The organism is Actinoplanes nipponensis (assembly GCF_016862275.1).
GTDB lineage: Bacteria > Actinomycetota > Actinomycetes > Mycobacteriales > Micromonosporaceae > Actinoplanes > Actinoplanes nipponensis.
The window spans coordinates 57460-78952 of record NZ_BOMQ01000016.1 but is presented as its reverse complement, the minus strand read 5'-3'; the positions used below and the strand labels follow the sequence as shown (position 1 = coordinate 78952).

Below are 21493 nucleotides of genomic sequence, written 5' to 3'. Positions count from 1 at the left end.
GCGGTCAGCGCTGGTACACGTCGGGGATGTCGTCGCGGTCGTGATCGGCGGTCTCCTCCTCGTGGATGCGCCGGTAGGTGCGGTTGCGCAGCCGCAGGACGACCGCGGCCAGCAACGCCGCGACCAGCGAGCCGGTGAGCACCGCGACCTTGACCCGGTCGTCGAGCTCGCTGCCGGCCCCGAAGGCCAGCTCGCCGATCAGCAGCGACACGGTGAACCCGATCCCGGCCAGCACCGACAGGCCGACGACGTCGATCCAGGCCAGGCCGGCGTCGATCCGGGCCCGGGTGAAGCGGGCCACCAGCCAGGTCGCCGCCGTGATCCCGATCGGCTTGCCGACCACCAGGCCCAGCATGATGCCGAGGGCGACCGGGTCGGACAGCGCCTCGGTCAGCCCGCCCCACCCGCCGACCGCGACGCCGGCCGACATGAGCGCGAAGACCGGCACCGCGAAGCCGGCGGAGATGGGCCGGAACCGGTGCTCGAAGTGCTCGGCCAGGCCCGGCCCCGCCTCGGGGCCGCCGGCCTTGCGGCTGCGCAGCACCGGCACCGCGAAACCGAGCAGGACCCCCGCGACCGTGGCGTGCACGCCGGACGCGTGCACGAGCGTCCACGCGGCGAAGGCCAGCGGCAGCAGCAGCCACCACGACCGCACCCGCCGCTGCACCAGCAGGGTGAACAGGCCCAGGGGCACCAACGCCACGAGCAGCGGCAGCACCGAGAGGTTCGCGGTGTAGAAGACCGCGATGATGACGATGGCCAGCAGGTCGTCGACGACCGCGAGGGTCAGCAGGAACGTGCGCAGCGCGGTCGGCAGGTGCCGGCCGATCACCGCCAGGACGGCCAGCGCGAACGCGATGTCGGTGGCGGTCGGGATCGCCCACCCCTGGGTGGCGCCGCCGGCGTTGACCGCCACGTAGACCAGCGCGGGGACGACGACCCCGCCGAACGCGGCCGCCACGGGCACCGCGGCCCGGCGGGGATCGCGCAGGTCACCCGCCACGAACTCGCGCTTGAGCTCCAGCCCGGCGACGAAGAAGAAGATCGCCAGCAGCCCGTCGGCCGCCCAGGTCGCCACGGTCAGGTCCAGGTGCAGCGCGGCCGGGCCGAACTTGTACTCCAGCATCGCCGTGTAGCTGTCGCTCCAGGGCGAGTTGGCCCAGATGAGCGCCACGAGGGCACCGGCCAGCAGCAGGGCGCCGCCGATGGTCTCCTTGCGCAGGATGTCGGCGATGCGGCGGGCCTCGGCCCATGAGCCGCGGCTGAGGACGTGCGCGGTCCGGCGTGGTTCCTGGGTCACGAGGGCTCCGTCTTTCGGGGTCGGATCAGCCAATTGCCGACCAGACTTCCCGGCGCACCTGCCCCAACCCTACCGGGCGCCGCGCGGATCCGCGCCCGGGCTCAGCAGCCGACCCGCCCGGTCGCGAGCGCGATGTCGTCGATCCAGAGGTCGAAGGCGGCGGGCGTGGTGCCGCCCTGGTAGAGCTGCCAGCCGATCTTGACCGTGTCGACCGTGGGCAGGACGAACGGCACCGGGTTGCCGCCGTGCGCCTGCTCGCCGGCGGTCAGCGTGACCCGGCCGCCGAACCAGGTGGTGACGGTGTTCGTCACCGGGTCGAGCCGCCATTCCACGCACTGCCAGGCGCCGGCGGCGGCCGGGGCGGCCTCGGTCCAGGCGGTCCAGTCGCCGGTGGGGCCGCCGTCGGCGCCGATGCCCCACAGGGACCGGCCCACCGTGGGGACGTACTGGCCGCCGACCGGCCGGACGACCTCCGCGCTGCCGCTGCCGGTGGCCTCGACCAGGGTGAAGTGCGCCCAGTCGGGCGCGGTGGGGAACGCGGCGACGCGCAGCCGCATCCGGCCGTAGAGACCGCCCGGGGGCACGGCGAGATCGTCGGCGCGCAGGAAGGCCCGCCCGTTGTCGAGCGTACGGACGTGCAGCACCTTGCCACCCCGGCCGCCGCGCGCCCGCTCCACGGTGAGGGTGCCGTTGCGGGTGTCGATGCCCCAGTCGAGGCTGCTGGCGCCGCCCGGGGCCAGCCGGTCGAAGTTCTCGCAGAACAGCACGCCGGGTCGCGCGCAGCCGCGGGAACCCGTGCCGGCGGCGGGCTGGGCGCCGGTGAGCAGGCTCAGGGTCAGCGCGGACACGGCGGCCAGCAGGGCGATGGGCTTCAAGGCGGTCCTCCTCGACGGCGGCACTCGGTTTGGGAGCGCTCCCATCATCGCACATCATCGATGCCTTGACCCGCCCCGCCGGGCCCGGGGGCGCGGCCGTCAGGTGCGACGGTCCACGCCCCCGGGCCGGGCGCCCGGTCAGCCGGCGTAGGTCTCGAACTCGGCGACCCTGGGCGTGCCGCTCGCGCTGACGATGGTGAAGGTGATCTTCTTCAGCGCGGTCGCCGGGAAGGTGATCACGCCGGCCCCGCTCCCCGAGGCCAGCACCGCCCCGGTGTCGTGGTTGACGACCTGCCACGACCGGATCGCGCCGGCGGAGCCCGCCGCCTCCCGGATGACGACCCGCGACACCGTGGTCGCGGAGCCCCACTTGATGGAGATGGAACCGGTCGAGCCGGCCGGCGACCAGTAGGTGCCCAGGTTGCCGTCGCGCACGTTGCCGTAGCCCGTGCCGTCGGCCTTGCTGGAGCCGTCCGAGCCGGCGCCGATGCTGAGGTTCGTCCCGCTCGGCTGGGTCGGCGTGGGCGTCGGGGTGGTCGGCGTCGGCGTCGGCGTGGTCGGGCTCGGCGTCGGGGTGGTCGGGCTCGGCGTCGGGGTGGTCGGGCTCGGCTGCTGCGGCGAGCAGCTGCCGTTGGACACCTTCAGGCCGGTGTTGGCGCCGGCCGTCTGCCGGACGATCTCCGGTACGCAGGCCGCCCCGTCCATGCTGTACGAGTACGGGATGCTCACGCTGGTGTTGGACACCGGGTTCGGGCCGGCCGGGTTGTTCTCGCTGCCCGGCGCCGACCAGGTCACGTTGTCGAAGATGTTGCCGCTGACCTGCCAGAAGCCGGCCTCGGAGGTGTAGAAGGTGCCCAGCACGTCCTTGGAGTTGCGGAAGTAGTTGTTCTCCACCCGGGCGCGGGCCCCGGCGCGGGAGTTGATGCCCGACTCGTTGAGGCTCACGTACGAGTTGTTGTAGATGTGCGCGATGCCGCCGCGCAGCAGGGGCGTACGGGAGTCGAGGTTCTCGTACAGGTTGTGGTGGAACGTGATGAAGCCGTTCGACCGGTCGCTCTCGCTGGAGCCGATCAGCCCGCCGCGGCCGGAGTTGCGCAGGGTGCTGTAGGACAGCGTGACGTACTGGACGTTGTCCTTCATGTCGATCAGGCCGTCGAAGCCCTCCGACTCCCCGCCGGACGCCTCCAGGCTGACGTGGTCGACCCAGACGTTGCGGACCGTGCTCTCCATGCCGATGGCGTCGCCGCCGTTGGAGGTGGGCGAGCCCGACTTCTTGACGTTCCGGACGGTGACGTTCTGTATGATGATGTTGCTGGAGTCACGGATGTGGATGCCCAGCTGGTCGAAGACGGCCCCGCTGCCCACGCCGACGATCGTGACGTTGCTGATCTGCTTGAGCTCGATCACGCCGGCGGCGGTGTTGCAGCTGTCACCCGACACCTTGGCGGTGTTGCCGTGGTTGATGGTGCCCTGCACCTCGATGATGATCGGGGAGCTGCTGCTGGCCCGGCCGCACAGGGCCGCGTGGATCGCGGTGCCCGTGGTGGCGCGGACGGTCGGGCCGCCCGCGCCGCCGGTGGTGCCGCCGTTCTGGGTGGCGTAGCCGGTGGCGGCGCCGGCCGCGGCCGAGGCCTGGGACATCGGCAGGGCCACGGCGATCGCTCCGCCGGCGGCCACTGTGGACACGGCCGCCAGGAGCCGCAGTGCGGCTGGTCGTCTCATGCTCGTACTCACCTTCGCCCACGGTTGCGGTGGAGGAGCCCTTCGTCCGTGGCACGTCGGGGTCCGTGGGAGCGCTCCAGGTAAGCGCTTACCTGCCAGGAGGATAGAGACGTGTCGATTGTTACGGCAAGATGTTGTCCGTATTACGGGGCAATGGGCCGGGCCGGTCGCCGCCGGTGGACCGGAGTGCCACAAACGATTTCAGCCCGCTTCCGCACGCCGGGGCCTTGATCGACAACCATCTATTGACAAGAGTCCGCAAAGGATTTCACACTCAGCGCAGCACTCCCCGTGGCGGCACACCGGCGAGGCGGAGGCACCGATGGTGGTGACGATCAAGGACGTGGCCCGGGCGGCCGGGGTGTCGCCGTCCACGGTCTGCCGGGCCCTGTCGGCGCCGGAGCTGGTCCGGGCCGAGACCCGGGAACGCGTCCGGCGCTCGGCCGCCGAGCTCGACTACTCCCCCAACCGCGCCGCCCGCGGCCTCATCACCGGGCGCACCGGCAACCTCGGCCTGGTCGTGCCCGACCTGGGCAACCCGTTCTTCCCGGGCGTGGTGAAGGGCATCCAGGCCCGCGCCCGCGAGGCCGACCACGCCGTCTTCCTCGCCGACACCGACGAGGACCCGGCGGCCGAGGTGCGGTTGGTCCGGACCCTGGCCAAACAGGTCGACGGCCTCGTGCTGTGCTCGCCCCGGATGAGCGGGACCGAGCTGCGCGGCTTCGCGACGCAGACCCCGCTGGTCCTGCTCAACCGCCGGGTCGGCCGCATCCCGGCGGTCACCGTCGACAATCCCGGCGGCATGCGGCAGGCCGTCACCCACCTCACCGCGCTGGGTCACCGCCGGATCGCCTACGTCGCCGGCCCGCGCACGTCCTGGTCCAACCGCGAACGGGTGCGCGGGCTGCGCGCGGCCGTCGCGGCGGCCGGGGCCCACCTGGCCGAGATCGGTCCCGTCCAGCCGCAGTTCGACGGCGGGGTGGCCGCGGCCGACCCGGTGCTCGCGGCCGGGGTCACCGCCGTCATCGCCTACAACGACGTCATCGCGCTGGGCCTGCTCAGCCGCTTCAACGCGCGCGGGATCGCGGTGCCGGCCGAGATCAGCGTGCTCGGTTTCGACGACATCGCCCTGGCCGCGATGGTGCATCCGTCCCTGACCACCGTCGGGCTGCCCATGGAGAGCTCCGGTCGGGCCGGTGTCGACCTGCTGCTGGCCCTGCTGCGGGACCCGGAGGGCGCCGGCGCCACCCGCCGGGAGCTGGGCACCCACCTGATGGTCCGGGCCTCCACCGGCCCGCCGCCCACCGACTGAGAAGGAAGGCTCCCGATGAGACGTGCCGCCACCGCCGCGACCGCCGCTCTCCTGCTGTTGACCGCCTGCAGCGCACCCGACGCCTCGGGGCCCGGCCAGGACACGGACGGCGAGGTGCCCGCCAAGCCCGGCCGGGCGGTCACCCTGAACATCCTCGACGTCGCCGGCAACCTGCAGCTCACCCAGGGCATGATCGACGACTTCGTCAGCCACAACTCCGGCGTGATCAGCCGGGTGACCTACTCGAAGTCGCCCGCGCCGGAGCTGGTCGGCAAGGTCAAGGCCCAGCAGAACGCCAACCGGGTCGACATCGACCTGGTGCTGACCGGGGTGGACGGGCTCTCGGCCGGCATCGAGCAGGGCCTGTGGAACCCGCTGCTGGCGAAGTACGCGGACCGGCTCCCCGCCGTACGGGACTACCTGCCCGGCGCCGCGGCCATGCAGAAGCTGGCCGGCGACTCCGGGGTGACCGTGACCTACTACCCGTCCGGCCCGCTGATCGAATACCTGCCGGCCAAGGTGCCGAACCCGCCGCGGACCGCCCAGGAGCTGCTCGCCTACGCCAAGGCCAACCCGGGCGCGGTGCAGTACGCCCGGCCGTCGAACTCCGGGCCGGGCCGCACCTTCCTGATGGGCCTGCCCTACCTGCTCGGCGACCAGGACCCCACCGACCCGACCGGCGGCTGGGACAAGACCTGGGCCTACCTGGGCGAGCTGAACAAGTACGTGACGCTCTACCCGTCCAGCACCGGGGAGACCATGAAGAACCTGGCCAACGGCTCGGCCAGGATCATCGCCACGACGACCGGCTGGGACATCAACCCGCGGGTGCTCGGCACCGTGCCGAAGGAGGCCGCGGTCGGCACCCTGGAGGGCTTCCACTGGGTGACGGACGCGCACTACGCCGTCGTGCCCAAGGGCGTGTCGACCGACAAGCAGTCGGCCATCCTGCTGCTGCTCGCCCACATGCTCACCAAGGAGCAGCAGGCCAAGGCGTACGACAAGGGCTACTTCTACCCGGGCCCCGCGATCAAGGACGTGGACCTGGCGATGGCGCCGCCGGAGAGCCGGGCCGCCATCGGCGAGTTCGGCCGCCCCGAGTACGCCGGGCTGATCGCCGGCCACCCGCTCGAGGTGCCGCTGGGGGCCAAGCAGCTGGTCGCCGCGTTCGACCGGTGGGACCGCGAGATCGGCGGGGCGAAGGTGGCCAAGTGAGCGCGGTGCCGGCGTGACGGCGGCGGCGACCCGGCGTCCGGGCACGCCGGCCGGCCGGCCCGGGCGCTTCGAGACGCTGCGCCTGGACGGGGTCAGCCGCAGCTTCGGCGGTCACGAAGCGCTCGCCGACCTGGACCTCACCATCCGGCGGGGCGAGTTCATCGCCCTGCTCGGCCCGTCCGGCTGCGGCAAGTCCACCGCGCTCAACTGCCTCGCCGGGCTGCTGCCGCTGACCCGGGGCAGCATCTGGCAGGACGAGGCCCGCCTCGACGTGCTCCCGCCGGAGCGGCGCGGATTCGGCATGGTGTTCCAGAACTACGCGCTCTTCCCGCACCTGTCGGTCCGCCGGAACATCGCGTTCGGGCTGCAGATGCGCAAGGTGCCGCGCGCCGAGCTGCGCCGCCGGGTGGACGAGGCGCTGCGCCTGGTGCACCTGCAGGAGCAGGCCGGCAAGCTGCCCGGCCAGCTCTCCGGCGGCCAGCAGCAGCGGGTCGCGATCGCCCGCGCGGTCGTGCTCGAGCCGTCCCTGGTGCTGATGGACGAGCCACTGTCCAACCTGGACGCCAAGCTGCGGCTGGAGATGCGCACCGAGATCCGCCGGCTGCACCAGTCGCTCGGGCTGACCACCGTCTACGTCACCCACGACCAGGAGGAGGCGCTGTCGCTGGCCGACCGCCTGGTCGTGCTGCGGGCCGGCCGGGTGCAGCAGATCGGCCCGCCCGAGCAGCTGCACGCCGAGCCGGCCAACTGGCACGTCGCCGATTTCATGGGATACCGCAACCTGCTGCCGCTGACCGCCGGGCCGCGGCGGGGCGCCGGCATCGTCGTGGAGATCGAGGGCCATGAGCTGGTCGGCACGCCGGTGGGCGACCCGGCGCCGGGCAGCGCCGTGATGGCCGCCGTCCGCCCGGAGGATCTGATCATCGGCCCCGGCCTGCCGGCCACCGTCGAGGTCGTCGAGTACCAGGGACGGGAGGTCGCCGTCGAGGCCCGCACCGCCGGCGGCATCGCGCTCAGTCTGCTCTCGGCCGACCGGCCCGCGGTCGGCGACCGGATCGCCGTGACGGTCGAGCCCCGGCGGCTCCTGGTGTTCCCCTCATGAGCGCGCGACCCGCGCTGCGGCACCGCCTGGCCGAGCGCGGCGTCGACCGGCAGTTGCTGCTGCTGCTGCCCGCGGCGCTGTTCGTGGTCACCCTCTTCATCTACCCCTTCCTGTACGGCGTGGGCCTGTCCTTCCAGCCCACCCGGGGCGGGATGCTGGGGGCGTACCGGGAGTTCTTCACCGACGCGTACCTGCGCGACACGATCCTCACCACGCTGCGGCTGTCGCTGCCGGCCGCGCTGCTCAACGTGCTCGCCTCGGTGCCGATCGCGTACCGGATGCGCGGCCGGTTCCGCGGCAAGCGGTTGGTGACCACCCTGCTGGTCGTGCCGATCACCCTGGGCACCGTGCTGACCGCGCAGGGCCTGCTGAACTTTCTCGGCCCGACCGGCTGGTTCAACCGCACGCTGCTGAGCGCGGGGCTCGTGGACGCGCCCGTGCGCCTGACCAACAACTTCTGGGGGGTCTTCTTCTCCCTGGTCATCACCGGGTTCCCGTTCGCCTTCCTGCTGGTGCTGTCGTACCTGTCGGGCATCGACCCCAGCCTGGAACGGGCCGCGGCGACCCTCGGCGCCGGCCGGTGGCAGCGCTTCCGGCGGATCACGCTGCCGCTGCTCGCGCCCGGGCTGGCCACCACGTTCTGCCTGACCTTCGTGCTGGCGTTCAGCGTGTTCCCGTCGGCGGTGCTGGTCGGTGACCCGTCCGGGACCACCCGGGTGATGTCGATCGCCGCCTACGACGCCGCGTACGTCCGCTACGACTATCCGCTCGCCTCGGCCGTCGCCGTGCTGATGGGGCTGGTGGAGTTGCTGGTCATCGCCGCGGTGCTGGGCTGGCGGGCCCTGCTCTACACCGGAACGACGGCGGGAGGCAAAGGCTGATGGCCGCCCGGCGCAGCATCGTGGCGACCCCGGCGGCCTGGCTGGTCTGGGGCGCGGTGGTGGCGTTCTTCGTCTTCCTGGCCGGGGTGATCTCCTCGGTCGTGGTGAGCTCGTTCGGCACCCGGTGGTTCGACACCTGGCTGCCGCTGGGCTGGACCACCTCCTGGTACGCCCAGGCCTGGGACGAGTTCACCCTGCTGCCGGTGCTGATCGTCACCCTGGAGGTGTCGGCGCTGGTGGTCGGCATCTCCGTGCTGATCGGCGTGCCGGCCGCGTACGTGCTGGCCCGCCGCGCGTTCCCCGGACGCCGGCTGCTCTACCTGCTGTTCCTGCTGCCGATCCTGATGCCGCCGATCACCTACGGCATCCCGCTGGCCACGGTGCTCTACAAGTACGGCTTCGCCGGCAACCTCTCCGGCGTGGTGCTGGCCAACCTGGTGCCCTCGGTGCCGTTCGTGATCCTGACCATGACGCCGTTCATCGAGCAGATCGACCCGGCGGTCGAGCGGGCCGCGCGGATGTGCGGCGCCGGCACCCGGCAGGTGTTCCTGCGCATCCTGGCGCCGCTGCTGGTGCCCGGCATCCTGGCCGCCTCCATCCTGGTGCTGGTACGCACCGTGGGCATGTTCGAGCTGACCTTCCTGACCGCCGGGCCGGACTCGCAGACCCTGGTCGTCGCGCTGTACTACTCGATGTCGGCGGCCGGGATCCGGGCCCAGCAGTCCATCGACGCGATGGCGGTGATCTACACGGCGATGATGCTGGTGCTGCTCGTGCTGGCGCTGCGCTTCGTCAACCCGACCCAGCTGGTGGCCCGGGTCCGCGACGAGGGGGACTGAGATGCGGATCGTGGACGCCCGGGTGATCGTGACCTGCCCCGGCCGCAACTTCGTGACGCTCAAGCTGGTCACGGACGCCGGCCTGACCGGGGTCGGCGACGCCACGCTGAACGGGCGCGAGCTGGCGGTCGCCGCGTACCTGGGCGAGCACGTCGCGCCGGTGCTGCGGGGCCGGGACCCGGCCCGGATCGAGGACACCTGGCAGCTGCTCTACCAGGGGGCGTACTGGCGGCGGGGGCCGGTGACGATGAGCGCGATCGCCGCCGTGGACACCGCGCTGTGGGACCTGAAGGGCAAGGTCGCCGGGCTGCCGGTGTACCAGCTGCTCGGCGGGCGCAGCCGGGACGGCGTGACGGTCTACGGCCACGCCGCCGGCGAGACCGTCGACGAGGCGCTGACCGACGTGGCCCGGCTGGTGGACGCGGGCTACCGGGCGGTCCGGGTGCAGACGGCGGTGCCGGGCCTCAGCAACACCTACGGCGTGAGCGCCGACGCGCGCACCTACGAGCCGGCCGGCTCGGTGCCGGAGACGACCTGGTCGACCCCGCGGTACCTGACGCACGTGCCGTCGGTCCTGGCGAAGGTGCGCGCCGAGTTCGGCCCGGAGCTGCGCCTGCTGCACGACGTGCACCACCGGCTCACCCCGATCGAGGCCGCCGGGCTGGGCCGCGCGCTGGAGCCGTACGGGCTGACCTGGCTGGAGGATCCGGTGCCGGCGGAGCTGCCGGAGGGCTTCCGGCTGATCCGGCGGCACACCACCACGCCGCTCGCCGTCGGGGAGGTGTTCAACAGCATCTGGGACTGCCGGCAGCTGATCACCGAGCAGCTCATCGACTACGTCCGCACCAGCGTGGTGCACGCCGGCGGCATCACCCACCTGCGCCGCATCTTCGACCTGGCCGCGCTGTACCACGTGCGCAGCGGCTCGCACGGCGCCACCGACCTGTCCCCGGTCTGCCTGGCCGCGGCGCTGCACGTGGACCTGAGCATCCCCAACTTCGGTCTCCAGGAGTACATGCCGCACACCGCGGAGACCGACGCCGTGTTCCCGCACACCTACTCGTACGCCGACGGCTACCTGCACCCGTCCGAGGAACCCGGGCTGGGCGTGGACATCGACGAGGAGCTGGCGGCGCGGTACCCGTACCGGCCGGCCGCCCTGCCGGTGAACCGCCTGGAGGACGGCACCGTGCACAGCTGGTGAGCCGCCGGCTCAGGAGCGGCCGGCCCGCACCACCGCCCAGACGACCTTGCCCGTGCTCGTCGGCATGGCGCCCCAGGCGGTCGCGGCCGCGTGCACGGCGGCCAGCCCGTGGACGCCGTCGCCCGGCTCGCGCAACGCCGGGTCCGGCACGGGCAGCCGCGGGTCGTCGTCGTTGACCGCCAGGTGCACCCCGGCGCCCCGCCGGGACAGGGTGACGACGATCCCGGTGCCGGCGTGCCGGACGGCGTTGTGCACCAGCTCCGTGACGATCAGCTCGGCCGCGGCCCGCAGCGGGGTGAGCCGCCAGGCCACGCAGGCGTCCGCGACGAGGGCGCATGCCCGGCCGGCCGCCTCCCGCTCGGGCGCCAGCCGCGCCTGCACCCGTTCGGTCAGCGGCAGCCGGGCCGCCACGGCGTCGCGGGCCCGCGGCATGGTCGCGTACACCGGCAGGTAGCGCCGGGCGCCCAGCTGGTTGAGCCGGCCGGCCAGCCGCGCCGCCGGGGGGAGACAGACGACCACCGTCACCGGTGGCGCCATCCGCACCCCGGTCATGCCCATGGTCCACCACGCCGGGGCGCTGGCCGCCAGCGGATCCTCCAGGCCGTGCAGGTCGACGAGGACCGCCGGGGGGTGCTCGACGAAGCATTTGGACACCGCCGTCCACGCCTGCAGGCGCAGTGACGGGCTCCAGCGGCCGTGGACCGCCACCTCGATGGCTCCGGCCGCCACGTCGGCGGTGACCGAGACCCGGCCGTCGCCGCCGGCGGGGGCACGGCCGATGAGGTAGGGCGGACGGAGCTCTCCGGGCATGGATACTCCTGGTGCACCGGGAATCGAGCGAGAATTGTCAGACTAGCCGCGGATCACCCTCCGTGGATATAGCCCACACGTCGAGTTGCGGTCAGCGCTCGATCAGCCAGACGAAGCCCAGCGCCGGTAGCTGCGCCCGGCCCTCCCGGACCTCCAGCGGGCCGTCGCTGCTCAGCGCGGTCTCCAGCCAGCCCAGGTGGCCGAACGCGGCGGCGCCGACCGACTGCGGCTCGGCCGAAAAATTCGCCAGGCCGACGAAATTTCCGCTGCGCGGATGCCGCCGGCGCCACGCGAAGACGGCGCCGTTGTCGACCCCCAGCACCTCGATCAGGCCGCCGGTGCGCAGGGCGAGCAGATCCTTGCGGGCCCCGGCCAGGCGCCGCATCCAGGAGAAGACGCGGCCCGGCACGGTGGCCGGATCGTGCCGGCGCTCGGCCCGGGCCCAGTCCATCGGCGGCCGGTGCATCCAGCGGTTGTCGTCGGCCAGGGCCGGATCGTCGCGGTACGAGGCGTCGTTGCCCAGCGCCAGCTCGTCGCCCATGTAGATCAGCGGGATGCCCCCGTACGCGAAGGTGACCGCGTGCAGCAGCACCAGCCGGCGGATCGCCCGGTCCAGCTCCTCCGGGGTGCCGGCCGCCTCGATGCCGCACAGCGCCGCCGCCGAGCCGGAGATCCGCGCGTCGCCGGTCTCGGGGTTCTCCTGGAACAGCGCGCCGCGGGCGTACGACTGCCAGAAGGAGCCCGAGTAGAACGCGTTGAGGAAGTTGCGGTGGTTCCACCAGTCCCAGCCGACCGCCGCCGCGTCCTCGGCGCTGATCGCCCAGCCGATGTCGTCGTGGCCACGCACGTAGGTCACCCACGACGCCTCGGCCGGGATCTCCCGCATCCGCCGCAGGGACTGGGCCATCAGGCGCGCGTCCTTGGTGGCCAGGCTGCTCCACAGCAGCACCATGAGCTGGTTGTGGTAGGCCAGCTCGCACTCCGGCCGGTAGCGGTCGTGCCCGCCGAGGTACGGCACCAGGTCGTCCGGGGCCACGATCGCCTCGGCCTTGAAGACGACGCCGGGCGCGGCCAGCCGGGTCAGCGCGTGCAGGGCCTGCACGATCAGGTGCACCTCGGGCTGGTTCATGCAGGTGGTGCCGAGCCGCTTCCAGATGAACGGGACCGCGTCCAGCCGGAAGATGTCGATGCCCTGGTTGGCCAGCCACAGGATGGTCTCCAGCATGGCCCGGAACACCGCCGGATTGCGGTAGTCCAGGTCCCACTGGTAGTTCCAGAAGGTGGTCCAGACCCACGCGCCGCGCTCGTCGTCCCAGGTGAAGGACCCGGGCGCGCGGTCCGGGAAGACCGGGACGATGGTCCGCTCGTAGGCGTCGGGCAGCTCCCGGTCGGGGAACGAGAGGTAGAAGTTCTCGTACGCCGGGTCGCCGGCCACCCAGCCGCGGGCCCACGGGTGCTCCCGGGCGGTGTGGTTGAGCACCAGGTCGACGCAGAGGCTCATGCCCCGTTCCCGCAGCGCCGTGGCCACCGCAGCCAGCTCCGCCATGCTGCCCAGCCGCGGGTCGACCTCGCGGTAGTCCATCACCGCGTACCCGCCGTCGTTCTCGCCCGGCCGCGGCTTGAGCAGCGGCATGAGATGCAGGTAGGTCACCCCGAGCTCGTCCAGGTAGTCCAGCTTGCCGGGCAGGCCGGCGAGCGTGCCGGCGAACCGGTCGGCGTAGCAGACGTAGCCGATCATCCGGGCCCGCTGGTACCAGCCGCGGTCCACCTCGCGGCGGCGGTCCAGCTCGCGCAGGGCGGCCGGGCGCGCGGCCGCCGCGGCCAGGGCGACCTCGACCATCCCGGCCAGCAACGGCTCGCCGTAGACCGTGTCCAGCGGCTCGAAGATGTCCAGCAGCGAGGTCTCCAACCGGGCCAGGAACGCCACCGCGTCGCCGGGCCCGAGGCGACGGGTCGCGTCGGCGGTCAGCTCGGGCAGGAGCTCCCGCAGGGCGTCGGCGGCCCGGCGGCGCACAGCGATCTCCATCTGCTCACCGTACGCGTGGACCGGCCGTTGCTTCCCCGTTCGGCGGACCCTAGGTTCGGGGTATGTCGCCGCACGCGGGCGGCCGCGCCGCGGCCGGCTCAGCCGGGGATGCCTTCCGCCTCGACGAGGCGGTCGCCGACGTCTACGGCGATCTCCGGCTGGCCCGGGTGCTGCGGCGGCTGTTGCACCACACCGGCCGACTGACCGGCTCGGTGGCCGGCAGCGTGTCGCTGATCGACGCCGACCGCGGGCGCTACGTCAAGGCCGCCGAGTACGGCGCCTCCTGCCAGCTCGGCCGCTCGTTCCCGCTGGACGAGGGCGCGACCGGCCGCGCGTTCGGCCGCCGGTGCCCGGTGGTGATCCCGGACTACGGCCTGCTGCGGGCGGGGCACCTGGCCGTGGCCCACCCCGCCCGGCGGGGCCCGGCGGCGGCCGTGCCGATCTGGTGGCGCGGCGAGGTGATCGCGGTCAGTGTCGCCTTCGGGCCCACGGCCGGCACCCTCTCGACGCGGGGCGTCGACCAGCTGGAGGCGCTGACCCAGACCGCGGCGGCGGCGATTGTCGAATCGGGACGGGGCGACCCGCTGTTCGGGGGCGCCGGCGGGCCGTACCGGCCGGGCCCGTCCGGGCCGGCGCCGTTCACCCCGCGCGAGGCCGAGGTGCTCGGGCTGCTCCGGCGGGGGCTGACCTACCGCGAGATGGCGAGCGGGCTGGGGCTGTCCGCGAAGACCGTGGAGAAGCACGTCGCCGCGATCATGCGCAAGACCGGGACCTCCAACCGGACGGCGGCCGTGGTCACCGCCCTGGACCACGGCTGGATGGGGAATCTCCCCCATACCGCCACCCGCCCCCGGGGGTCTTGACTGGCGCTGTGAGCGTCACCGCCCTGAAGGACATCCTCGACCGCGCGCTCGCCGAGCGGTACGGGGTGGCCGCCTTCAACATCGTCAACGACCTGACCATCGAGGCGGTGCTCGCCGCCGCGGAGGCGGAACGGGCCCCGGTCATCCTGCAGACGTCGGTGAAGACGGTCCGCATGTACGGCCGGCGCCGGCTCCACGACATCGTCGCCGCCCTGGTCCGCGACGTGCCCGTGCCGGTGGCGCTGCACCTGGACCACTGTCCGGACCGGTCGGTCATCTCCGACTGCTTGCGGGGCGGCTGGAACTCGGTGCTGTTCGACGCCCACGAGCTGGACGTGGCCGAGAACCTGCGGCAGACCACCGCGGTGGTGGCCGAGGCCCGCCGGGCCGGCGCGCACGTCGAGGGCGAGATCGAGGGCATCCAGGGCGTCGAGGACGACCTCGGCTCCGACGACCCGTCGGCGGTGCAGAGCCTGGAGGTCGCGGTCGACTTCATCAAGCGCACCGGGGTGGACTGCTTCGCCCCGGCCATCGGCAACGCGCACGGGCAGTACAAGCGGGCGCCGGTGCTCGACGCCCAGCGGGTCAGCGACCTGGTCGCGGCCACCGGCGTCCCGATGGCCCTGCACGGCGGCACCGGGCTGTCCGACGAGCAGTTCACCGACCTGATCGGCCGCGGCTGCGCGAAGGTCAACATCTCGACGGCGCTCAAGGAGACGTACCTGAAGTCCAGCCTGGAGTTCCTGCGCGGGGCGGCCGAGCGCGACCAGTGGGATCCGCCGGCGCTGTTCCGGCACCAGCGGGCCGCGGTCGTGGACATGGCCCGCCGCCACATCCGGTTGTTCGGCGGGTCGGGCCGCGCGTGGTGACCGCGCTGGTGTTCGACTGCGACGGCGTGCTCGCCGACACCGAGCGGTACGGCCACCTGCCCGCGTTCAACGCCACCTTCGCGCAGTTCGGCCTGCCCGCCCGGTGGAGCGAGCAGGAGTACGCGGCCAAGCTGCGCATCGGCGGCGGCAAGGAGCGGATGGCGTCGCTGTTCGCCGAGCCCGCCTTCGCCGCGGCCGTGGGCGACGCCGACCGGACCGACCTGCTGCGCACCTGGCACCGGGCCAAGACCGAACGGTTCCGGGCGCTGGTGGCCGAGGGCCGCATCCCGCCCCGGCCCGGCGTCCACCGGATCATCCACGCGGCGCTGGCGGCGGGCTGGGCCGTCGCGGTGGCATCCACGTCGGCGGAGGAGTCGGTGCGCGCGGTGCTGGCGACCGCGGTCGGTCCGGGCACGGCCGCGAGGATCCCGGTGTTCGCCGGCGACGTCGTGCCGGCCAAGAAGCCCGATCCGGCGATCTACCAGCTCACCGCCGACCGGCTCGGCCTGGATCCCGCGGACACGCTGGTGATCGAGGACTCCCGCAACGGGCTGCTGGCCGCGCGCGGCGCCGGACTGGCCTGCCTGGTCACGGTCAACGGCTACACCCGCGACGAGGACTTCCGCGAGGCCGCGCTGGTCGTGTCCGAACTGGGCGACCCGGGCCGCCCGCCGATCCAGGTGCTGGCCAACCGGAGCAGGGCGCGCCCGGGCGACCACCTGACCCTCGACGACCTGCGCGCCTGCCTGGAGGAACGCCGATGAGTGGCAACGCGCTGGCCGGGGCCGAGCTGGTGGTCCGGACGATCGCCGAGACGGCCGTGGAGAACGAGAAGTACTTCGGCGACCTCGACGCCGTGGTCGGCGACGGCGACTTCGGCTACTCGCTGGCCCGTGGCTTCGAGAAGCTGCTGGAGGGCTGGGACAGCCTCGACCGCAGCGACGCCGGCACGTTCCTCAAGCGCAGCGGGATGGTCCTCGCGTCGCGGGTCGGCGGCACCTCCGGACCGCTCTGGGGCACCGCCTTCCTGCGCGCGGGCGCCGCCGCCGGCTCCACCGAGGACCTGACCGGCGAGCAGGTGGTGGCGATGCTGCGCGCGGCCGCCGAGGGGATCAAGGCCCGCGGCCAGTCGGACGTCGGCGACAAGACGCTGCTGGACGCGCTGGTCCCGCTGACCGACCGGCTGGAGCAGGAGTTCGCCCGCGGCGCCGGAGCAATGGAGGCGCTGCCGGCCGCCGCCGGCGCCGCCCGGGACGCAGCCGAGGCCACCGCCGGGATGGTCGCCAGGCGCGGGCGCGCCTCGTACACCGGCGAGCGCAGCCGGGGCTCGGTCGACGCGGGCGCGGTCGCGGTGGCGGTCATCGCCGAGCGGATCAGTGAGAGCTGGCAGAAGCGAGGAGGGACGGCGTGAAGAAGTTCGTCAACGACCCCAAGAACTACGTGGCCGAGATGCTGGAGGGGGTCGCGCTGGCCAACCCGGACAGCCTGCGGTACGTCCCCGCGTACAACCTCATCATGCGGGCCGACGCGCCCCGCGCGGACAAGGTGTCCATCGTGCAGGGCTCCGGCTCCGGCCACGAGCCGGCGCACGTCATGGTGGTCGGCCGCGGCCTGCTCGACGCGGCCTGCCCGGGCGACGTGTTCGCCGCCCCGCCGATGGACTACGTGTACGAGACCGCGAAGCTGCTCGCCTCCCCCAAGGGCGTGCTGCTGCTGGTCAACAACTACACCGGCGACCGGATGGCCTTCGACATGGGCAAGGAGATGGCCGAGGCCGACGGGATCCGCGCGGAGATCCTGACCGTCAACGACGACGTGGCCGTGCAGGACTCCACGTACACCGTGGGACGCCGCGGCGTGGCCGGCAACTTCTTCGTCATCAAGGCCGTGGGCGCCGCCGCCGAGCAGGGCGCCGACCTGGACGAGGTGCTGCGGATCGGCCGCAAGGTCAACGACGTCACGCGCACGATGGGGGTGGCGCTGACCGCCTGCACGCCCCCGGCCAAGGGGTCGCCGCTGTTCGAGCTGGGCGGCGACGAGATCGAGTTCGGGGTCGGCATCCACGGCGAGCCGGGCCGCGAGCGGCGGCGGATCAAGGCGGCCGACGCGATCGTCGACGACCTGCTGGAGGCGGTGACCGGCGATCTGCCGTACCGGTCGGGCGACCGGGTGGCGTTGATGATCAACGGGCTGGGCGGCACGCCGATCAGCGAGCTCTACATCCTGTACCGGCACGCGCACCGGCAACTGGCCGACCGCGGCATCACGGTGGGGCGCAGCTACGTCGGCGAGTACTGCACGTCGCTCGACATGGCCGGCGCCTCGCTGACCCTGGTGCGGCTGGACGAGGAGATCGACCACCTGCTGGCGGCGCCGGCCGAGGCGGCGGTCCGGGTCTGCTGAGCCCGCCGCGCCCGGGGCGGTGTGGGCGTGCCGCGCCGCCCCCGGGCCGCCGATGGGCCAAGATCGACGAATGCCGGCCACCGAACACCTCGACACGTCCACCCTGACCTCCCGGCAACGGGCGATCCTGGCGGTCATCCGGGACTGGGCGGTGCGGTACGGCTACTCGCCGTCCACCCGCGAGATCGCCGACGCGGTCGGGCTGGCCTCGACCTCCTCGGTCAGCCGGCACCTGCGCGTCCTGGAGGAGCGCGACTTCCTGCGCCGCGGCGGCGCCACGACCCGGCCGGTCGACGTCCGGATGTTCCTGGAGCCCGCGTCCCGCGCCGAGGGCGACCCGGCCACTGTGGGCGTGCCCCTGCTCGGCGCGGTCGCCGCCGGCAGCCCGATCCTGGCCGAGGAGACGCTCGACGAGACGCTGACCCTGCCGCGCGAGCTGGTCGGCCGGGGCGAGCTGTTCGGCCTGCGGGTCCGGGGCGACTCGATGACCGGCGCGGCCATCTGCGACGGCGACGTCGTGGTGATCCGCCGGCAGCCCGAGGCGTGGAACGGCGACATCGTGTGCGCGCTGATCGACGACGAGGCGACGGTCAAGGTCTTCCGCCGCCGCGCCGGCCACGTCGTGCTCGAGCCGCGCAACCCGGCGTACGCCGACATCGACGGCGACCGGGCGGTGGTGCTGGGCAAGGTGGTCTCGGTGCTGCGCCGGGTCTGAGCCGGTCGCTCGATCGGGCCGCCGCGGTCACCCCGTACCGGGCCGGCGCCGCGCCGGACGAGATCGCCACCGTGCCGTGCAACCGCGACACCGGCCCGCTGGCGGTGAGCGACGTGGCCGGCGCCTCCGCCTGGCGCGCGACCTCCACCTACTCCTCGTGCCGGCAGGACCTGGACGGCGGCGTACGCCAGCTGGCCCTGCCGCTGCCCAGCCCCCGGGGCGTCGCAACCGCGTTCCTGGTGGCCGTGCTGGCCCTGACCGCCGTCGCGACCGCTGATCCCGCGGACCCCGGCCGCGGCCGCCGGTCCGCCACGCCGGGCATCCGATCACGACGAGCCGGTCGCGGCGCCGCTCCGGTACGGCAGGGTGGAGGCCACCGGTTCAAGCCCGAGGAGGCTGTGATGTCCAACCATGTGTATCGGCTCAGCGAGGTCGTCGGGAGCAGCCCGACGAGCGTCGACGACGCCATCCGTACCGCCATCCGCAAGGCCGCGCAGACCGTCCGCAACATCGACTGGTTCGAGACGCAGGAGATCCGGGGTCAGGTGGTCGACGGCGACATCGCCTACTTCCAGGTCCGGATGAAGATCGGGTTCCGCGTCGAGGACTGACGGTCCCGGGCGCGCCGCCCGGGACGACCGGTCCCGGGCGGCCGCCACCGGCCGAACTGTCAGCTGCCTCTCAGCCGCCACCGAGTGGATCGTGCCGCCCGGCGGGTATGACACCGGCCGTGACGACACCCACCGCGGCCGTGGTCGGCCAGCTCACCCCGGACCTCGCGCTGTCCGTGGACGAGCTCCCGGAGCCCGGCTCCTCCGCCGGCGACGGCAACCTGTTCGGCTGGGCCGGCGGGCACCTGCACCTGCCGCTGACCGGCGCGAAGGTGGTCGACACCACCGGCGGCGGGGACGCGTTCGTGGCCGCGCCGACCGCGTCGCTGCTGCGCGGTGATCCGTACCCGGAGGCCGCCCGGCGGGCGACGGCCGCCTCGGGCGCCACCGTTTCCCACGCCGGCGGGCGCCCCGACCTCACCGGCCCGGCCGCCCGTGGCTGACCTCGCCGCCGCGGAGCCCTGGTGCGTCCGCCAGACCGGCCTGTCCGCCGAGGCGCTCGAAACGGCCGCGCTGCGCCAGGCCGAGTCGCTGTTCGCGCTGGCCAACGGGCACATCGGCCTGCGCGGCAACCTGGACGAGAACGACCCCCAGGGCATGCCGGGCACCTACCTGAACTCCCTCTTCGAGGTGCGCGACCTGCGCTACGCGGAGGCCGGGTACGGCTACCCCGAGCAGTCCGAGACCATCGTCGACGCCCCGAACGGCAAGCTCATCGCGCTGTCGGTGAACGGCGAGCCGTTCGACGTGCGGACCGGCGCGCTGGTCGCCCACGAACGCGTGCTGGACCTGCGGGCCGGCACCCTGCGCCGGGAGGTGGAGTGGGTCTCGCCCGCCGGCGCGGCCGTCCGGATCGTCAGCACCCGCCTCGTGTCGTTCCCGCACCCGTCGGTGGCCGCGATCCGCTACGAGGTCACCGTCCGCGACCCGGGCGTCCGGCTACGCCTCGACTCGGACCTGCTGGCCAACGAGGAGCAGGCCGCGCAGCGCGACGACCCGCGGGCCGCGACGACCCTGCACCGCCCGCTGCGCCCGGTCGGGCACAGCGACGACGTGCTGGAGCACCGCACCCGGCGCAGCGGCCTGGCCGTCGCCGCGGCCGTCGCCCACCGCACCGCCGGCACGCAAGCCGTCACCAGCGGACCGGACCGGATCCGCTGCACCATCACCGGCGAGGGCGCGCTGCGGGTGGACAAGTTCCTCGCGTACGCGTGGGGCGAGCAGGCGTCGGCCCGGCGGGCCCGGCAGGACCGCGACGCGGCGGTGGCGCTGGGCTTCGACGCGCTGGCCGCCGAGCAGCGGGCGTACCTGGACGACTTCTGGGCGGCGGCCGACGTCGAGCTCGACGGCGACCCCGAGGTGCAGCAGGCGGTCCGGTTCGGGCTGTTCCACGTGCTGCAGGCGGGCGCGCAGGCCGGGCCGCACCCGATCGCGGCCAAGGGCCTGACCGGCAACGGGTACGACGGGCACACGCTGTGGGACACCGAGACGTTCGTGCTGCCGGTGCTGACGTACACCCACCCGGCCTGTGCCGGGCTGGCGCTGCGCTGGCGGCACGCCACCCTGCCGGCCGCCCGGGAGCGGGCCCGGGAGCTGCGGCTGGCCGGTGCGGCGTACCCGTGGCGGACGATCAGCGGGTCGGAGTGCTCCGGCTACTGGCCGGCCGGCACGGCGGCCCTGCACGTCAACGCGGACATTGCCGACGCCGTGCTGCGGTACGCCGCGGCGTCGGGCGACGACGGCTTCCTGCGCGAGGCCGGGCTGGAGATCCTGGTCGAGACGGCCCGGCTGTGGTGCAAGGTGGCCCACCGGGCGGACGACGGCCGGTGGCACATCTCCGGCGTCACCGGCCCGGACGAGTACACCGCGCTGATGGACGACAACGCCTTCACCAACCTGATGGCCCGGCACAACCTGCGCGGCGCGGCGGCGGCCTGCGAGCGGTTCCCGGACCGGGCGCACGACCTGGACGTCGGCGCCGGCGAGCTCGCCGCCTGGCGGGAGGTGGCCGACGAGCTGCACCTGCCCTGGTCGCCGGCCCGGGAGGTGCACGAGCAGGCGGCCGGCTTCACCCGGCTGCAGGAGTGGGACTTCGCCGAGACCAAGGACGACGACTACCCGCTGATGATGCGCTTCCCGTACCTGGACCTGTACCGCAAGCAGGTCAGCAAGCAGGCCGACCTGGTGCTCGCCATGGCGCTGCGGTCGGACGCGTTCACCGCCGCCGAGAAGGCCCGCAACTTCGCCTACTACGAGGCCCGGACGGTCCGCGACTCCTCGCTGTCGGCGCCCGCGCAGGCGGTGCTGGCCGCCGAGACCGGGCATCTGGAGCTGGCCCACGACTACCTGGCCGAGGCGGCGCTGCTCGATCTGCGGGCCGGCGGCGAGTCCAGCGGCGACGGGCTGCACATCGCGGCCTGCGCGGGCTCGTGGATCGCGCTGGTGATGGGCTTCGGCGGGCTGCGCGACAACGGCGGGCGGCTGAGCTTCGCTCCCCGGCTCCCGGAGCACCTGCCCCGGCTGTGCTTCCGGCTGCGCTGGCGGGAGAGCAGCCTGCGGGTCACGGTCACCCCGGCCGAGGCGACGTACGAGGTGAGCGGGCCGCCGGTGGAGATCACCCACCACGGCGAGGCGGTCACCGTGGCCGGCGCGCCGGTGACCCGGTCGATCCCGCCGCTCGAGGTGCGGGCGGCGCCGCCGTCGCCGCGCCCGCCGGCCCGCCGCCGGGACGCCCTGGAGGCGTAGT

General features: G+C 73.6%; 20 protein-coding genes. 15 read left to right on the top strand and 5 right to left on the bottom strand.

Annotated features, from left to right (window positions below):
- Positions 1–4 precede the first annotated feature (4 nt).
- From nhaA to Ani05nite_RS06240, 3 genes are all read right to left on the bottom strand, one after another.
- Positions 5–1300 (bottom strand): Na+/H+ antiporter NhaA, encoded by a 1296-nt coding sequence (nhaA, locus tag Ani05nite_RS06250; RefSeq protein WP_203765918.1) that lies wholly within the window; start codon positions 1298–1300, stop codon positions 5–7.
- A gap of 101 nt (positions 1301–1401) precedes the next feature.
- Positions 1402–2175 carry a hypothetical protein gene (locus Ani05nite_RS06245; RefSeq protein WP_239129383.1) on the bottom strand — a complete coding sequence of 258 codons (774 nt, stop codon included), beginning with the start codon at positions 2173–2175 and terminating at the stop codon, positions 1402–1404.
- A gap of 138 nt (positions 2176–2313) precedes the next feature.
- Positions 2314–3897 carry a pectate lyase family protein gene (locus Ani05nite_RS06240; RefSeq protein WP_203765917.1) on the bottom strand — a complete coding sequence of 528 codons (1584 nt, stop codon included), beginning with the start codon at positions 3895–3897 and terminating at the stop codon, positions 2314–2316.
- A 322-nt stretch (positions 3898–4219) separates the two neighbouring features.
- On the opposite strand from Ani05nite_RS06240, the gene Ani05nite_RS06235 reads away from it, so the two are divergent.
- Genes Ani05nite_RS06235 through manD form a run of 6 tightly spaced genes read left to right on the top strand, consistent with a single transcriptional unit; the run spans position 4220 to position 10450 of the window.
- Positions 4220–5209 carry a LacI family DNA-binding transcriptional regulator gene (locus tag Ani05nite_RS06235; protein WP_203765916.1) on the top strand — a complete coding sequence of 330 codons (990 nt, stop codon included), beginning with the start codon at positions 4220–4222 and terminating at the stop codon, positions 5207–5209.
- A 15-nt stretch (positions 5210–5224) separates the two neighbouring features.
- The gene (locus Ani05nite_RS06230) at positions 5225–6424 is read left to right on the top strand and encodes an extracellular solute-binding protein (RefSeq protein WP_203765915.1); all 1200 of its coding nucleotides are present in this window, start codon (positions 5225–5227) and stop codon (positions 6422–6424) included.
- Positions 6425–6437: 13 nt separating this feature from the next.
- A complete protein-coding gene (locus Ani05nite_RS06225; protein WP_203765913.1) occupies positions 6438–7526 on the top strand; it encodes an ABC transporter ATP-binding protein in 1089 nt (362 codons plus the stop codon).
- A complete protein-coding gene (locus Ani05nite_RS06220) occupies positions 7523–8407 on the top strand; it encodes an ABC transporter permease (RefSeq protein WP_203765911.1) in 885 nt (294 codons plus the stop codon). The genes Ani05nite_RS06225 and Ani05nite_RS06220 overlap by 4 nt, the downstream gene beginning before the upstream one ends.
- A complete protein-coding gene (locus tag Ani05nite_RS06215) occupies positions 8407–9246 on the top strand; it encodes an ABC transporter permease (RefSeq protein WP_203765909.1) in 840 nt (279 codons plus the stop codon). The genes Ani05nite_RS06220 and Ani05nite_RS06215 overlap by 1 nt, the downstream gene beginning before the upstream one ends.
- A gap of 1 nt (position 9247) precedes the next feature.
- Positions 9248–10450: a D-mannonate dehydratase ManD gene (gene manD / locus Ani05nite_RS06210; RefSeq protein ID WP_203765907.1), complete on the top strand. Its 1203-nt coding sequence runs from the start codon at positions 9248–9250 to the stop codon at positions 10448–10450.
- Positions 10451–10459: 9 nt separating this feature from the next.
- Here manD and Ani05nite_RS06205 read toward each other — a convergent pair whose 3' ends face one another.
- On the bottom strand, positions 10460–11260 hold the full coding sequence (locus tag Ani05nite_RS06205) for an ATP-binding protein (protein ID WP_203765905.1): 801 nt from the start codon (positions 11258–11260) through the stop codon (positions 10460–10462).
- 91 nt (positions 11261–11351) lie between these two features.
- Positions 11352–13286, bottom strand: coding sequence for an alpha-amylase family protein (locus Ani05nite_RS06200; RefSeq protein ID WP_203765903.1), 1935 nt, complete (start codon positions 13284–13286; stop codon positions 11352–11354).
- A gap of 62 nt (positions 13287–13348) precedes the next feature.
- On the opposite strand from Ani05nite_RS06200, the gene Ani05nite_RS06195 reads away from it, so the two are divergent.
- The 9 genes from Ani05nite_RS06195 (at position 13349) to Ani05nite_RS06155 (ending at position 21492) form a co-directional block, all read left to right on the top strand.
- Positions 13349–14149 carry a helix-turn-helix transcriptional regulator gene (locus Ani05nite_RS06195; protein ID WP_203765902.1) on the top strand — a complete coding sequence of 267 codons (801 nt, stop codon included), beginning with the start codon at positions 13349–13351 and terminating at the stop codon, positions 14147–14149.
- An 8-nt stretch (positions 14150–14157) separates the two neighbouring features.
- Entirely contained in the window at positions 14158–15018 is an 861-nt protein-coding gene (locus Ani05nite_RS06190) for a class II fructose-bisphosphate aldolase (protein ID WP_203765901.1), read from the top strand.
- Entirely contained in the window at positions 15012–15782 is a 771-nt protein-coding gene (locus Ani05nite_RS06185; RefSeq protein ID WP_203765900.1) for an HAD-IA family hydrolase, read from the top strand. Before Ani05nite_RS06190 ends, Ani05nite_RS06185 begins: the two co-directional genes overlap by 7 nt.
- Positions 15779–16429 carry a dihydroxyacetone kinase subunit DhaL gene (dhaL, locus tag Ani05nite_RS06180; protein ID WP_203765899.1) on the top strand — a complete coding sequence of 217 codons (651 nt, stop codon included), beginning with the start codon at positions 15779–15781 and terminating at the stop codon, positions 16427–16429. Before Ani05nite_RS06185 ends, dhaL begins: the two co-directional genes overlap by 4 nt.
- Positions 16426–17421, top strand: a complete 996-nt coding sequence (dhaK, locus tag Ani05nite_RS06175) for a dihydroxyacetone kinase subunit DhaK (RefSeq protein ID WP_203765898.1) — start codon at positions 16426–16428, stop codon at positions 17419–17421. The genes dhaL and dhaK overlap by 4 nt, the downstream gene beginning before the upstream one ends.
- A gap of 70 nt (positions 17422–17491) precedes the next feature.
- Positions 17492–18136, top strand: coding sequence for a transcriptional repressor LexA (gene lexA, locus Ani05nite_RS06170; RefSeq protein WP_203765897.1), 645 nt, complete (start codon positions 17492–17494; stop codon positions 18134–18136).
- Between the two features lie 71 nt (positions 18137–18207).
- Complete coding sequence (locus tag Ani05nite_RS40845; RefSeq protein ID WP_239129382.1) at positions 18208–18747, top strand: dodecin; 540 nt, start codon at positions 18208–18210, stop codon at positions 18745–18747.
- A gap of 119 nt (positions 18748–18866) precedes the next feature.
- Positions 18867–19190: a PfkB family carbohydrate kinase gene (locus tag Ani05nite_RS06160; RefSeq protein WP_239129381.1), complete on the top strand. Its 324-nt coding sequence runs from the start codon at positions 18867–18869 to the stop codon at positions 19188–19190.
- Positions 19183–21492 carry a glycoside hydrolase family 65 protein gene (locus Ani05nite_RS06155; RefSeq protein ID WP_203765894.1) on the top strand — a complete coding sequence of 770 codons (2310 nt, stop codon included), beginning with the start codon at positions 19183–19185 and terminating at the stop codon, positions 21490–21492. The genes Ani05nite_RS06160 and Ani05nite_RS06155 overlap by 8 nt, the downstream gene beginning before the upstream one ends.
- Position 21493: the final 1 nt, after the last annotated feature.

Bases quoted from the DNA above. Each gene is read 5' to 3' on its own strand.
- Ani05nite_RS06215 (WP_203765909.1), top strand. From the start codon at position 8,407: ATGGCCGCCCGGCGCAGCATCGTGGCGACCCCGGCGGCCTGGCTGGTC.
- Ani05nite_RS06205 (WP_203765905.1), bottom strand. From the start codon at position 11,260: ATGCCCGGAGAGCTCCGTCCGCCCTACCTCATCGGCCGTGCCCCCGCC.
- dhaL (WP_203765899.1), top strand. From the start codon at position 15,779: ATGAGTGGCAACGCGCTGGCCGGGGCCGAGCTGGTGGTCCGGACGATC.
- Ani05nite_RS06195 (WP_203765902.1), top strand. From the start codon at position 13,349: ATGTCGCCGCACGCGGGCGGCCGCGCCGCGGCCGGCTCAGCCGGGGAT.
- lexA (WP_203765897.1), top strand. From the start codon at position 17,492: ATGCCGGCCACCGAACACCTCGACACGTCCACCCTGACCTCCCGGCAA.
- Ani05nite_RS06220 (WP_203765911.1), top strand. From the start codon at position 7,523: ATGAGCGCGCGACCCGCGCTGCGGCACCGCCTGGCCGAGCGCGGCGTC.
- Ani05nite_RS06200 (WP_203765903.1), bottom strand. From the start codon at position 13,286: ATGGAGATCGCTGTGCGCCGCCGGGCCGCCGACGCCCTGCGGGAGCTC.
- Ani05nite_RS06230 (WP_203765915.1), top strand. From the start codon at position 5,225: ATGAGACGTGCCGCCACCGCCGCGACCGCCGCTCTCCTGCTGTTGACC.
- Ani05nite_RS06240 (WP_203765917.1), bottom strand. From the start codon at position 3,897: ATGAGACGACCAGCCGCACTGCGGCTCCTGGCGGCCGTGTCCACAGTG.
- Ani05nite_RS06235 (WP_203765916.1), top strand. From the start codon at position 4,220: ATGGTGGTGACGATCAAGGACGTGGCCCGGGCGGCCGGGGTGTCGCCG.
- manD (WP_203765907.1), top strand. From the start codon at position 9,248: ATGCGGATCGTGGACGCCCGGGTGATCGTGACCTGCCCCGGCCGCAAC.